Here is a 13333-nt window from a genome sequence, read left to right as displayed (position 1 = left end):
CCGCAGTATGAGAAGATGCCAGGCTTAACGTCTGGCATTTTTTATGGAGAAACTATGCGCTTACCTATCATTCTGGATACCGATCCCGGCATTGATGACGCCGCGGCGATTGCCGCCGCGCTGTTCGCCCCCGAGCTGGATCTGCAGCTGATGACCACGGTCGCGGGGAATGTATCGGTGGAGAAAACGACCCGCAACGCCCTGCAGCTTCTGCATTTTTGGAACGCTGGTGTCCCGCTGGCCCAGGGGGCGTCGATGCCGCTGGTTCGCCCGCTGCGCGACGCCGCTTCCGTGCACGGCGAATCCGGGATGGAAGGCTACGATTTTGTTGAACATCACCGTCAGCCGCTGGCGAAACCGGCGTTTCAGGCGATCCGCGACGCGCTGATGCACGCTCCGGAGCCGATGACGCTGGTGGCGATTGGCCCGTTAACCAACATCGCGCTATTGCTGACCCAGTACCCTGAATGCCGTTTTAACATCCGTCGTCTGGTGATTATGGGCGGCTCCGCCGGGCGCGGTAACTTTACGCCGAACGCGGAATTTAACATCGCCATCGACCCGGAAGCGGCGGCTAAAGTGTTCAGCAGCGGGCTGGAGATCGTTATGTGCGGGCTGGATGTCACCAATCAGGCGATGCTGGCGCCGGCGTATCTCGCCACTCTGCCGACGCTTAATCAGACCGGAAAGATGCTGCACGCGCTGTTTAGCCACTACCGTAGCGGGAGCATGAGCAGCGGGCTGCGTATGCACGACCTGTGCGCGATTGCCTGGCTGGTCCGTCCGCAGCTGTTTACCCTTGCACCGTGCTTTGTGGCGGTAGAAACCCAGGGCATATGGACCTCAGGCACCACGGTGGTGGATATCGAAGGCAAACTGGGCCAACCGGCAAATGCGCAGGTGGCGCTGGGGCTGGATGTCGAAGGATTTCAGCGCTGGGCGGCCGAGGTGATTGCGCTGGCGCCCTAGCCCGGTAACGAAGCGGCCGGGCATGGCGCTCAGGTGCTCTGAATGGGGTCGACGACGTTGCGCCATAGCGTGCCCGCTTCATCGGTCCACATCAGCAGTAATAGCGACGCTAATCGTTCTGCCGCCGCGGAAAGGGGCCGGTTCTTTACGCGGATCATACCCAGCGTGCGCCGGATCACCGGCTCGACAAGCGGAACGCTCACGACGGTGCTGTTGCCGCTATGGGGCATCGCCAGGCAGGGGAGCGCCGAGACGCCCAACCCGGCTTCGACAAGACCGAGCGAGGTCGACAAGTGTCGGACTTCATAAAACCAATCCAGTCGCCAGGGCTTATCAGCCAGGCATTTCTCGATTAACTGTCTGTTGCCGCTTGATTTCCTTACCCCGATTAAGGTTTGGCTCACCAGTTCCCGCCATTCAACTAATTGTCTCCCCGCCAGCGGATGGTCTTGCCGACACGCCAGAACAAAAGGTTCATTCACCAGAGGGATAAAATCGATGTCTGGATATGTGATGAAGTTCATGTTTATTCCAAAATCAACATCGCCTTTGCGTACCGAGTTCATGCACGTTTCTATACCTTGTTCATAAATTCGTACTTTGATGTTGGGATAGCTTTGGTTAAATTGCACGATAGCACGCGGTAAAAAGTAAAATACGGCGGTCGGAATGCAAGATAGCGTTACCGTATCATGTATTTGAGACGTTAAATCGTTGAGGTTAAATATTGCCGCATCAAGGCTGGCAATCAACGCTTTGGCCTTTGGGAGAAGCATTTTTCCGGCCTGAGTAAGCGCAATTTTTCGCGTGGTTCGTTCGAACAGCGCAATATTCAGATTATCCTCTATTTTTTTTATCTTTTTAGTCAGCGCGGGTTGCGTGAGGTTGAGCTGCTCGGCTGCTTTACTAAATGAGCCTAGCTCCGCAACCGTGACAAAAGCTTTCATACCGGATAGTTCATTTTTCATTATTGCTCCGTAGGGGTTAATAAGCGTTTCTCTAAGTAGATGACTAGTCATTATTAAGCGGGAATGCTTTTTATTAATACTCAGCAGGAATAACTGTTATGGCAAAATTTTATCAACCGGTGAGATTCTGGCAAGTAGAATGAATTTGTAAAATGCCTGAGGTGATTGATATTGGCCGTTAATTAAGTAAATAAAAATCTTAAAAAACATAAAACCAATTAAATTCACGGAGCCGTTTTACACCATTCTTCTATTTCTTAGCGAATAAGGAACATGCTATGAAGAGCATTCCCTGTGTATTAATGCGTGGTGGGACATCGAAAGGCGCCTTTCTTTTAGCAGATGATTTACCCAAGGATATTCAGAAACGTGATGACTGCTTATTAGCCATCATGGGTTCGGGTCATGAGCTGGAAATTGACGGCATTGGCGGAGGGAGCCCACAAACCAGTAAGGTGGCGATTATCAGTCAATCGCTTAGCGAAGAAGCGGATATCGATTATCTGTTTGTTCAGGTCATCGTTAATGAACGGCGGGTGGATACAACGCCAAACTGCGGCAATATGCTGTGTGCGGTAGGCGGGTTTGCGATTGAACATGGGTTAGTTGAGGCGGCGTCTCCGGTTACGCGAGTGCGTATAAGAAACGTGAACACCAATACTTTTATTGACGCTGACGTTCAAACACCTGACGGCAAGGTTATCTATGAAGGGGATAGCCAAATCGATGGCGTTCCGGGGCGCGCCGCGCCGGTTGCATTGACTTTTTTGAATGCGGCGGGGGCCAAATCCGGACGCCTTTTCCCGACGGGTAATCGTATGGACGTATTCGATGATGTACGAGTGACCTGTATTGATATGGCGATGCCCATGGTGGTGATCCCGGCTCAGAGTCTGGGCAAAACCGGATATGAATCTGCGAGTGAATTAGATCGGGATAGCGGGTTATTAAAATCGCTTGAATCTATTCGTATCCAGGCCGGTAAGGCGATGGGGTTTGGGGATGTAACGAATATGGTTATCCCAAAACCGGTTCTGATTTCTCCTGCATTAAGCGGCGGAAGTATAAACGTACGCTATTTTATGCCGCATAATTGCCATAAATCGCTGGCGATTACCGGTGCTATCGGTCTGGCAAGCGCATGTATTATTCCGAAAACCATTGCTAATGAACTGACGAAGCTATCAGGCGACGGAATCATTAAAGTCGAACACCCCAGCGGCGGTATTGAAGTCGACTTAAGCCAGACGACTGAACGCCCAGAAGATATCCGGGCTTCGGTTATTCGTACTGCGCGGAAGATCCTTTCAGGAACGGTTTACATTCCCGAATAAATACCCACTCTCTGAGTATCTATAAAAATACCCGGAATCGGGGAGGGAGTGATGTGAATACGTTTCACCAGCATCCTTACATATTGATTGCAGGGAAGGAATGGAAATGCAAAAGAATAAATTATGGAAACTGCTTGTTATAATAGCAATACCGTTACTCATCAGTTTATTCCCAGCGCCAGAAGGGTTATCAAAACTTGCCTGGGTATTATCCGGTATCTATCTGGCCGCGATTGTCGGGTTAGTCATTAAACCTTTTGCTGAGCCCGTGGTCCTGCTGATCGCGGTGGCCGCATCAATGGTGGTTGTGGGAAATTTAGGCGACGGTTCGATAAAAGCGGCCAGCGTGTTAAGCGGATATTCATCAGGTACCACCTGGTTGGTGTTTTCTGCATTTACCCTGAGCGCGGCATTTGTCATTACCGGATTGGGTAAAAGAATTGCATATATTCTGATCGGCAAAATTGGCAGTACGACGTTGGGTCTGGGCTACGTTACCGCCTTCCTTGACCTGATCCTGGCGCCCGCGACGCCTTCAAATACAGCGCGTGCAGGCGGAATTGTACTGCCGATTATTAACAGTGTTGCCGTCGCTCTTGGGTCCGAGCCGGAGCGCAGCGCAAAACGCGTTGGTCATTATCTCATGCTGAACGTCTATATGGTGACCAAAACGACCAGCTATATGTTCTTCACCGCGATGGCCGGAAATATACTTGCGCTAAAAATGATCGAAGATATTTGCCATATAAAATTGAGCTGGGGAGGATGGGCGCTGGCGGCCGGATTACCCGGAATTATCATGTTACTGTTGACGCCGCTGATTACCTACAAGCTTTACCCGCCAGAACTGAAGAAAGTCGATAACAAAAAGATCGCCAAAGCCGGTATGGAAGCTTTGGGGCCAATGACGCTACGTGAAAAGATGCTGTCCTGCCTCTTTGTTCTTGCGCTTGGCGGTTGGGTATTTAGTCAATCGCTGGGAGTGAATGAGTCTACCGTGGCGATCGGCGTTATGGCGTTAATGCTGGTGTTGAGAATCGTCACCTGGGATGACGTGATTAAGAATAAGGGGGGATGGAATACGCTCATATGGTACGGCGGTATTATTGGTTTAAGTTCCCTGCTCTCCAAAGTTGGCTTTTTCTTATGGTTGGCTGATTTATTAAAAAATAATATTTCATTTAACGGTCATGGTAATGTCGCTTTCATCGTTATTGTTGCCTTAAGCATTTTAGTGCGTTACTTCTTTGCGTCAGGCAGCGCTTATATTGTGGCGATGGTTCCCGTTTTTGCTATGCTGGCGAACGTTTCTGGCGCACCGGTCATGCTAACTGCGCTCGCCTTACTCTTCAGCAACTCTTATGGTGGCATGGTAACCCACTACGGCGGGGCGGCAGGGCCAGTTATTTTTGGCGTTGGCTATAATGATATTAAATCATGGTGGATTATCGGTGGAATATTAGCGTTACTTACTTTCCTCCTGCAAATCACGCTAGGAGTATGGTGGTGGGAAATATTAATCGCCTGGAAGGTAATTTAAAAATTTTTTGAGGAAATGATAGCTTAACTGGGCATCACAGGGTGCCCAGGGGCAAGGTTTATTATTCAGAGCGGCATGTGACTTATCTGCTCTTTTTATTTGAGCGTTTAAGTGTGGGTGAAGTTACCTGATTTCAAATATGATTATATGGCCTTTGATAAGGTGAGGTGTGATATATTTATGTCTCCAGTTACGATTACATTGTCGCTATTAGTTTTTTCTATAGTAATGTTTGTATGGGAAAAAATCCCGCTGGCTGTAACGGCCATGATTGTTTGTATTACTCTGGTGGTTACCGGCGTTTTTGATGTGCAAACGGCTTTTTCCGGTTTTATTAATCAAAATGTCATTTTGTTTGTGGCAATGTTTGTGGTCGGCGGCGCCTTATTTGAAACCGGCGTAACGGATAAGATTGGCGGTATTGTGACGCGTTATGCGCGGAGCGAAAAGCAGCTCATTGTCATCATTATGTTAGTCTGTGGGCTTCTTTCCGGAGTCTTGTCCAATACCGGCACGGCGGCGGTTTTAATTCCTGTGGTAATAGGCGCAGCGATTAAATCAGGGTACGCCCGCTCCCGGCTTCTTATGCCGCTGGCGTTTGCCTCGGCGTTGGGCGGAAATCTTTCGCTGATCGGTTCACCCGGCAACCTGATCGCGCAATCGGCGCTGGAACAGGTTGGCCAAAGTTTCGGTTTTTTTGAATACGCTAAGTTAGGTATTCCCATGTTAGCCTGCGGTATTCTCTATTTTGTGACTATCGGCTACCGGATATTACCCGGCAAAAATACGCTTCAGAAGCACGGCGCAGAAAGCATCAGGACGGTCGATTGCCCGACGTATAAGCAGGTGATTGCGCTGTCGGTATTGATCGCGACGGTATTGGGCATGATCTTCGAAAAGCGCATTGGTTTGCCGATCGCGATTATTGGTTCAATTGGCGCTTTATCGTTGGTTATTACCCGGGTGATTACTGAAAAACAGGCCTACCAGGCCATCGACTCGCAGACGATTTTCCTGTTCGGCGGCACTCTGGCATTAGCAAAGGCACTGGAAACCACCGGCGCTGGCGCGATCATGGCGCGCTCAATAATAGACTTGCTCGGGCACCAGGCCTCGCCTTTCTTACTTTTAAGCGCCGTATTAATCATCTCCTGTATTTTAACCAATTTTATGTCGAATACGGCAACGGCGGCTTTATTAATGCCGATTGGCCTGTCTATTGCCCATTCGATGGGCGCCGATCCCCGGGCGGTGTTAATGGCGATTGTTATCGGCTGTTCATGCGCTTATGCGACGCCAGTGGGAACGCCTGCCAATATGATGATTTTTTCCGCCGGCGGATATAAGTTTGTCGATTATGTAAAAGTTGGTTTGCCGCTTATTTTGATATCGGTAATTGTTAGCTTTGTTTTGCTGCCCATTTTCTTTCCATTTTATTAATCGCGGCCAGCGATCTTTTAAAAATTAGGGCTAATCGCTCAGGCGTGATTTTTTCTACATCTAAGGATATATGTCATGATTAAATTATATGACCATGGAGTCTATATCTCGCATCAGCATGGTATTATTTGTGCTGATAATCGTTCAGCCGCGGTAGAGGAGAAGGAGGAGGCGCGCAAGAGAACGATCTCATGGTCGATTCTCTCCGCCCATAATACGTCAGGGGATGATCATAAGTTAAAAATTAAATTTGATTCAATGGCTTCCCACGATATTACTTTTGTGGGCATCATCCAGACCGCTAAGGCATCAGGCATGGAGCGTTTTCCATTGCCATATGTTTTAACGAATTGTCATAACTCCCTTTGCGCAGTCGGCGGCACGATCAATAGCGATGACCATATATTTGGCTTGTCATCAGCGAAAAAGTACGGCGGCATTTATGTCCCGCCCCATATTTCCGTTATTCATCAATATATGCGTGAGATGATGGCCGGCAGCGGGAAAATGATCCTGGGCTCAGACAGCCATACCCGCTATGGCGCTTTGGGAACGATGGCGGTTGGCGAGGGGGGCGGAGAATTAGTTAAGCAGCTGCTCGGTGAGACCTGGGATATTGATTATCCAGAGGTAGTTGCGGTGTATCTGACGGGTAAACCCTCTCCCGGCGTTGGCCCTCAGGATATTGCCCTGGCGATCATTGGCGCGGTGTTTGAGCGCGGTTACGTGAAAAATAAAATTATGGAGTTTGTTGGCCCGGGCGTGGCGACGATGTCTACCGACTTCAGAAATAGCGTGGATGTGATGACAACGGAGACCACGTGTTTATCCTCTATCTGGCAAACCGATGAAGAGACCAAACACTACTTACGCCTTCATGGCAGGGAGCAGGACTATTGTCCGCTCTCGGCAAAAGAGATGGCTTACTATGATGGCTGCATAGAAGTGGATTTAAGCAGCATCAAGCCGATGATCGCCTTGCCCTTTCATCCCGCCAACGTATATGAAATTGATACGCTTAATGACAATTTGCAGGATATTTTGCATGAGGTCGAAACGGCGGCCGATAAAATTTCCCAGGGACGCGCAGCGCTCACCCTGCGGGATAAAATCGAAAATGGCAAACTGCGGATTCAGCAGGGAATTATCGCCGGTTGCGCCGGCGGAAATTATGTTAACGTGGTCGAAGCGGCGCATGCCTTAAAAAACCGCTCCTGTGGTGACAACGATTTCTCTCTGTCGATATATCCCTCCTCCCAACCGGTATTGATGGACCTGACTAAAAAAGGCATGACCAGCGCGCTGTTGAGCGCCGGCGCGATTATGCGCACCGCATTTTGTGGACCCTGTTTTGGCGCAGGCGATACGCCCATGCATAACGGTTTAAGCATTCGCCACACGACGCGTAATTTTCCAAACCGGGAAGGGTCAAAACCGGGGAATGGGCAAATGTCGGCTGTCGCGCTGATGGATGCCCGCTCCATTGCGGCGACGGCAGCCAATGGGGGCGTGCTGACATCGGCTTGCGAACTCGATTGCTGGGAAAACATTCCGCAGTATGAATTTGATGCTTCGCCTTATAAAAATCGCGTTTATCAAGGCTTTATTAAGGGGGCGACGCAACAATCGCTGATTTATGGTCCGAATATTAAAGACTGGCCGGAGATGAGTGCGCTAACGGAAAATATTCTGTTAAACGTGACCTCAAAGATAATGGATCCGGTGACCACCACCGATGAACTTATTCCATCAGGAGAAACCTCTTCATTCCGCTCCAATCCTTTAGGGCTGGCCGAGTTTACCCTTTCACGACGCGACCCGGGCTACGTTGGCCGCAGTAAGAAGATTGCCGCTCTGGAAACAAGGCGGATGACAGGCGACAACCCTTGTCGTCTGGAGCCGGAGCTTGAGGCGGTTTTTTCCCGGATCCGACAGCTGCCGGGACAGGAAAATGTCACCCTCGAGCAGACGGAGATAGGCAGTATGGTGTATGCGGTAAAACCCGGCGATGGTTCCGCGCGCGAGCAGGCCGCCAGCTGCCAGAGAGTCCTCGGCGGCCTGGCGAATATTGCCCAGCAGTATGCGACCAAGCGCTATCGTTCAAACGTTATCAACTGGGGGATGCTGCCGCTGCAGATGGAGGCGCTGCCGGAATTTGAAGTGGGCGACTTCATCTATATCCCGGGAATCAAGTCCGCTTTGGAAACCCATCTGAGTCAAATTACCGCCTTCGTGATTAGCCCTCAGCATCCCGTTAAAGAGATCTCGCTTTATATGGAGGGATTAACCGCATCAGAGCGGGAGATTATTAAAGCGGGGAGCTTAATTAATTATAATAAATTACGCTTAACAACCCACCAACATTAAATGATCTTCATCGGCAAGATGAATAAATGGGGATGATATATCATCCCCGTTTTATTCATAGCCGAGGCAAAATAACTCACGTTCAAAACTCTCGCCGTTTTGCGCTATCGCATGATGGGTTATTCTGGCGTAATCTCTCCGGTACGCAGCCAATACTGGATTGGGCTATGAACAGGGAGAGAAAAATGACGAATGGACAAGCGTATTTTAACGGATGGAAAAAGGGCCTCGATTTTAGCGGAGTGGCCAGCAGGCAGGAGTTTTGGTCTTTTTTGCTCATCAACCTGTTGATTCTTGCCCTGCCGCTGGCGACCTGGTTTTTGGCGATGCAGCATAACACTCAGTACGGCGTTTTCATTTTTTTCGCTGCACCGCTCAGCGGTCTTCTTTCGCTGCCGATGATTGTTCCGCTGCTGGCCGTTGGCTGCCGCAGGATGCACGATATCGGTCGTTCAGGATGGTGGTTCGCCCTGTGCCTTATTATTCCATGGTTTTTGATCGTCGCGCTATGGCTGTGCTGCCTGAAGCCGGCTGCATCTTCTCGCTGAGATAATCAATCATCGCCCGCATTCTGGCGGGCATATGCTTGTTGCCCGACCACAGTAGCCACAGCTGGCCGGAATAGCTGCTGATAAACTCCCATTCCGGTAAAACCTGCACAATTTCGCCGCGCGCCAGCGCCTCACGGGCGGTAAACAGCGGCAGGCTGCCGATCCCCAGATTCTGCTTCACGGCATCGAGGCGCACGGCGGTGTGGTTGGCGGCGTAGCGGCCGTGGGTCTGGATCGTCTCCGTTTTCCCCGCACGGCGGAATTTCCAGCGCGCATCGGCGGGCGTTTCGCCAAGGCTGATACAGCTATGAGCGCGCAGGTCCTGCGGCGTTCGCGGCGTTCCATGTTGTTCCAGGTAGCCGGGCGTCGCGCAGACGAGGTGGCTTATCGTCATCAACGGTTTACCGTGCAGACCCGGGGAAGGGGTGTGGGTGATACGCAGCGCCAGGTCAATACCGTCATCGATAAAATCGAGAACCCGATCCTCAAGCCGCAGACAGACGTCGACCTGCGGATAGCGGGTAAAAAATTCCAGCATCAGCGGGTGAATGGCAAACCGGCCCACGGCTTTCGGCACGCTTAGCGTGAGCTTGCCCTGCGCCACCGCCTGGGTACTGCTGGCGGAATCCATAGCCAGACGCGCCGACTCCAGCATCTCCAGCGCATGTTCATACACCGTCTTACCGGACTCGCTGAGGCGTAGCTTGCGCGTTGTGCGATGCAGCAGCTTGCAGCCCATCTCCTGTTCAAGGCGAGAAACGCTGCGGCTGATAGCCGAGGGCGTCGCGCCCGTCTGGCGCGCGACGGCGGAAAAGCTGCCCTGTTCAACAATCTGCACAAACAGGGCGAGGTCGGGCAGTAGGCTTAGATTCATTTGTGCTTCCAGGGCAAAATTGCATTGATGTCAGGCGGGATTATCGCCACCAGTAATATCAATATACTGTCCTGACAGAGAGGAGAACAACCATGACAGAACGCCTTTATTACACCAGCGACGCCACTGAATGCCTGGCGCGAGTCGTCAACTGCCTGAGCGAAGCCGATGGCCGCTATGCCATTGAGCTGGACCGTACGCTATTTCACCCGCAGGGCGGCGGTCAGCCGGCGGATCGCGGCTGGATTGCCGATCTGGCGGTCGAAGGCGTGGTTTCGCGCGGCGATAGCGTAGCGCATATCGTTTCACAGCCGCTGCCGTCAGGCGAGGTCACGATCCGTATCGATGCGGAAAGCCGACGGCTTCACGCGCGCCTGCACTCCGCCGGGCACGTGCTTGCCCAGGCTGGCGAGCAGTCAGGCTGGCAGCCGATGAAAGGACATCACTGGCCGGGAGAAAGCCGTATCATTTTTGCCGCCGGGGCTAACGGCGGGCTGCCCGAAGCCAGCGCGCTGCTGGAAAAAGTCGCCGCCTGGCAGGCAGGAAATTTACCGCGTCAGGTCGCTTTTGCCGATGGCCTGCGCCAGATTGGGTTCGGCGATATGCAGAGCTATCCCTGCGGCGGTACGCACGTTGCCAGCCTGTCCGAGCTGGGGAAAATCGTCATTAGCCAGGTGAAGATGAAAAAAGGCCAAATTATTGTCAGCTACACCGTGGAATAAGCGCATGAAAGGAGATGCGCGATAAACAGGGCATCTCCTGGGGCTTAAAGAGGCGCAGGATGTTTACCGTGATAAATCCGCTCCGGTCTGCCGACTTTGCCATAGCTGATTTCAGCTTCAAGAAAATCATTTTTAACCCCTTGCTCAAGGTAACGGCGGGCGGTGGTTTTACTGCTGCCGAGAATACGGGCGAGCGTGTCTGCGGTATGGACCGTTTCCGGGTCGGCGAAGAGCTGCAATACCCGGTTAAAGGTGCTCTCATCAATACCGCGCAGCGGAGAGCCTGCGGCTTCCGTATGCTCTTTTGCCTGGATATTGAACAGGGCGTCAACATGGGTTTGGCTTGCCTGTTCGCTTGAGCGCAGAGAGCTGCGATAGCGGGCAAAACGCTCAAGGGTATGCTGCAATCGCTGATAATGAACCGGTTTAATCAGGTAATCAAAAACGCCCATCCGCAGGGCTTCGCTGATGGTATCCATATGGTTATCGGCGGTGATGAAAATGATACGCCCTTGATAATGCGTGTTGACGGCGTGGCGGATCAAATCGAGCCCTTTACCATCGGGCAAGAAGTTATCCAGCAGAGTGAGCTGGGGCTGATAGAGGCGAAGCAGCTTTTTCGCGCTTTCCAGTTTATCGGCAATGCCAATGACTTCGAACTGGGGAAATTGCTTGATCGTATCCACCAGGATTTCCGCCAGCATAGGTTCGTCTTCAACGATAAGAGTTGTAATGCTATCCATGATGTTCATCTCTGGTCAGGGGGATATAAAGGGTAAAAATGGTGCCAAAAGGAATGTTGTTATCGACGACGATATTGCCGCCGGCTTGCTCAACGTAGCTGCGAACCAGCCAGAGTCCGATGCCGTGATCGCCGCTGTCGCTGCTGGTGACGCCGCGTTCAAAAATACGATCGCGCAGTGATTCGTCAATTCCGCAGCCCTGGTCGGCGATCTCGACGATCGCTTCGTCGCCCTCGCTGTTGATCAGGCATTCGATCTGCCTTGAACCTGTCGGCTGGCGCAAGGTGGCGTTGTAGGCATTGTCCAGCAAATTACCGACGATCGAGATCCACTCATTATGCGAAAGCGACGAGGGTAAGGTCTCAACGTGGCAGGCGGGATCGAATACCAGCTCTATTCCGAGCTCTTTGGCGCGGTAATACTTGCCGATCAGCAGCCCGGCAAGGTGATTCACTTTAAAGTTACGGGCAATAAAATCGAGCACCTTCTGGTGGCTTTCAGACTGCTGCTGAATAAGATCCAGCGCGTTGTCATAGCGTTTTAAAAACAGCAGCCCGGCGATGGTGGAGATCAGATTGCGATGCTCGTGCTGCACGGCCCGCAGATTATCCGCGTACTGCTGAACCTGGCTAAGCTGCAGGCTCAGGGTGTTGATATCGTCTTTACTGCGAAAGCTAATGACCCAGCCCTGAGGCTCGCTATTGAGCGTGACGGCCATGCGGCTGGCGATCACTTTAATCTGGTTAAAGGTGACGATTTCGTCTTTTTTATTGGTCTGCGGCGCGTCATAGAAGAATGCCTCCTGAGAGATCACGCTATTGATGCTTTTGCCAATCAGGATGGTTTCCGGCTGGCTCAGGTTTAATAGCCTCCGCGCGGTCTGATTGATGGCGGTAATTCTGTAATGAGAGTCAATGGCTATCAGCCCCTCAAAGACCGATTCAAACAGGACGCTCTGCTGGATGAGCAGCTGTGATAGCTGCTGAGGTTCCATATTTAGCATCTGCTTTTTAATATGCAGCGAGAAGCGCCGCGCGCAGTAAAGCAGCAGGAGCAGCATAATCGCCATCGGGATCATCAGCGATCCGATTTGCAGGCTCAGCCAGTTCTCTAATTGTTCGATGGTGTATCCCACCGATACGATGCCGATCACTTTCCCGGTGCTGTCCTGGATCGGCGACTTGCCGCGTAGTGAAGAACCCAGCGATCCCTTACGCACCGACACGTAGCTTTTGGCGTTATATAGCGCCTCGTCGCTGTCTCCGCCCTCCATGTATTTACCGATCTCCTCAGGATTCACGTGATACAGGCGCTGGCCTTTCGCGTCGCCGACGGTGATATAGGTGGCGTCGGAAAACGAACGCATCGGGTCGATAAGTGCTTTAATGCGCGGTAAATCGTGCTTTTCCACCGCGTCAACCAGTTCGGGCATGGCGGAGATCTGCATCGCCTGAATCAGCGCGCGCTGCCCGACCTGGTAATGCAGGCGCTCCTCGGTAATGTTGGTGAGATACCATGACATCGCCAGCATCACGATTGTCGAGGTAAACAGGATCAGCAGGAAGATGCGGTTCTGAAACGAACGTCGGGCAAACCAGTGCGTGATTTTTCGGGCAAACATTGGGCGAATTGACATCAAAAGGTTATTTTCTCTTTTTTAGTGGCCGTCGGCGCGGAATCGGCCCACAGATTGACTGATTTCAGAACTCGCTTAGTCGGAATACGACGTTTTACGTACCTTCGGTTTGGGCTTTGGCACCGTCGCCTGGGGTATTTCCCGGAGGCGGCGCGTAGCGCCTGTCCGGGCTACCCGATCGCGCCGGTA

The 13333-nt window shown here is 51.8% G+C and carries 11 protein-coding genes; 7 read left to right on the top strand and 4 right to left on the bottom strand.

The annotated features are described in order from the left end of the window. Window positions 1-54: 54 nt before the first annotated feature. Window positions 55-969 (top strand): ribonucleoside hydrolase RihC, encoded by a 915-nt coding sequence (rihC, locus tag GUC22_RS22950; RefSeq protein ID WP_049088261.1) that lies wholly within the window; start codon window positions 55-57, stop codon window positions 967-969. Window positions 970-998: 29 nt separating this feature from the next. Here the strand turns inward: rihC and GUC22_RS22945 are convergent, their stop codons facing one another. Continuing rightward, window positions 999-1937, bottom strand: a complete 939-nt coding sequence (locus tag GUC22_RS22945; protein ID WP_049086844.1) for a LysR family transcriptional regulator — start codon at window positions 1935-1937, stop codon at window positions 999-1001. Between the two features lie 278 nt (window positions 1938-2215). Between GUC22_RS22945 and GUC22_RS22940 the strand changes: the two genes are divergently transcribed. The 5 genes from GUC22_RS22940 (at window position 2216) to GUC22_RS22920 (ending at window position 9166) form a co-directional block, all read left to right on the top strand. Then, the gene (locus GUC22_RS22940; protein ID WP_004872291.1) at window positions 2216-3271 is read left to right on the top strand and encodes a 4-oxalomesaconate tautomerase; all 1056 of its coding nucleotides are present in this window, start codon (window positions 2216-2218) and stop codon (window positions 3269-3271) included. Window positions 3272-3377: 106 nt separating this feature from the next. Continuing rightward, a complete protein-coding gene (locus tag GUC22_RS22935) occupies window positions 3378-4811 on the top strand; it encodes an anion permease (protein ID WP_004872289.1) in 1434 nt (477 codons plus the stop codon). Between the two features lie 147 nt (window positions 4812-4958). Then, entirely contained in the window at window positions 4959-6251 is a 1293-nt protein-coding gene (locus tag GUC22_RS22930) for an SLC13 family permease (RefSeq protein ID WP_370512084.1), read from the top strand. Between the two features lie 75 nt (window positions 6252-6326). Continuing rightward, the gene (locus GUC22_RS22925; RefSeq protein ID WP_154930552.1) at window positions 6327-8618 is read left to right on the top strand and encodes a hydratase; all 2292 of its coding nucleotides are present in this window, start codon (window positions 6327-6329) and stop codon (window positions 8616-8618) included. Window positions 8619-8803: 185 nt separating this feature from the next. After that, entirely contained in the window at window positions 8804-9166 is a 363-nt protein-coding gene (locus GUC22_RS22920; RefSeq protein WP_160183785.1) for a DUF805 domain-containing protein, read from the top strand. Here the strand turns inward: GUC22_RS22920 and GUC22_RS22915 are convergent. Beyond that, on the bottom strand, window positions 9099-10043 hold the full coding sequence (locus tag GUC22_RS22915) for a LysR family transcriptional regulator (protein WP_024360370.1): 945 nt from the start codon (window positions 10041-10043) through the stop codon (window positions 9099-9101). The two genes, GUC22_RS22920 and GUC22_RS22915, sit on opposite strands and share 68 nt — an antisense overlap. 92 nt (window positions 10044-10135) lie before the next feature. Between GUC22_RS22915 and GUC22_RS22910 the strand changes: the two genes are divergently transcribed. Then, on the top strand, window positions 10136-10765 hold the full coding sequence (locus GUC22_RS22910) for an alanyl-tRNA synthetase (protein ID WP_049088265.1): 630 nt from the start codon (window positions 10136-10138) through the stop codon (window positions 10763-10765). A 44-nt stretch (window positions 10766-10809) separates the two neighbouring features. Here GUC22_RS22910 and GUC22_RS22905 read toward each other — a convergent pair whose 3' ends face one another. After that, on the bottom strand, window positions 10810-11508 hold the full coding sequence (locus tag GUC22_RS22905) for a response regulator (RefSeq protein ID WP_049130048.1): 699 nt from the start codon (window positions 11506-11508) through the stop codon (window positions 10810-10812). Then, complete coding sequence (locus GUC22_RS22900) at window positions 11501-13129, bottom strand: sensor histidine kinase (RefSeq protein ID WP_004872278.1); 1629 nt, start codon at window positions 13127-13129, stop codon at window positions 11501-11503. The genes GUC22_RS22905 and GUC22_RS22900 overlap by 8 nt, the downstream gene beginning before the upstream one ends. Window positions 13130-13333: the final 204 nt, after the last annotated feature.

The organism is Klebsiella sp. MPUS7 (assembly GCF_009905335.1).
GTDB lineage: Bacteria > Pseudomonadota > Gammaproteobacteria > Enterobacterales > Enterobacteriaceae > Klebsiella > Klebsiella grimontii.
This window is presented reverse-complemented; position numbering and strand designations above follow the sequence as displayed.

What these genes read in the sequence shown, in the direction of transcription:
- GUC22_RS22905 (WP_049130048.1), bottom strand. Translation starts at nt 11,508, where the DNA reads ATGGATAGCATTACAACTCTTATCGTTGAAGACGAACCTATGCTGGCG.
- GUC22_RS22930 (WP_370512084.1), top strand. Translation starts at nt 4,959, where the DNA reads ATGGCCTTTGATAAGGTGAGGTGTGATATATTTATGTCTCCAGTTACG.
- GUC22_RS22940 (WP_004872291.1), top strand. Translation starts at nt 2,216, where the DNA reads ATGAAGAGCATTCCCTGTGTATTAATGCGTGGTGGGACATCGAAAGGC.
- rihC (WP_049088261.1), top strand. Translation starts at nt 55, where the DNA reads ATGCGCTTACCTATCATTCTGGATACCGATCCCGGCATTGATGACGCC.
- GUC22_RS22945 (WP_049086844.1), bottom strand. Translation starts at nt 1,937, where the DNA reads ATGAAAAATGAACTATCCGGTATGAAAGCTTTTGTCACGGTTGCGGAG.
- GUC22_RS22935 (WP_004872289.1), top strand. Translation starts at nt 3,378, where the DNA reads ATGCAAAAGAATAAATTATGGAAACTGCTTGTTATAATAGCAATACCG.
- GUC22_RS22910 (WP_049088265.1), top strand. Translation starts at nt 10,136, where the DNA reads ATGACAGAACGCCTTTATTACACCAGCGACGCCACTGAATGCCTGGCG.
- GUC22_RS22920 (WP_160183785.1), top strand. Translation starts at nt 8,804, where the DNA reads ATGACGAATGGACAAGCGTATTTTAACGGATGGAAAAAGGGCCTCGAT.
- GUC22_RS22925 (WP_154930552.1), top strand. Translation starts at nt 6,327, where the DNA reads ATGATTAAATTATATGACCATGGAGTCTATATCTCGCATCAGCATGGT.
- GUC22_RS22915 (WP_024360370.1), bottom strand. Translation starts at nt 10,043, where the DNA reads ATGAATCTAAGCCTACTGCCCGACCTCGCCCTGTTTGTGCAGATTGTT.
- GUC22_RS22900 (WP_004872278.1), bottom strand. Translation starts at nt 13,129, where the DNA reads ATGTTTGCCCGAAAAATCACGCACTGGTTTGCCCGACGTTCGTTTCAG.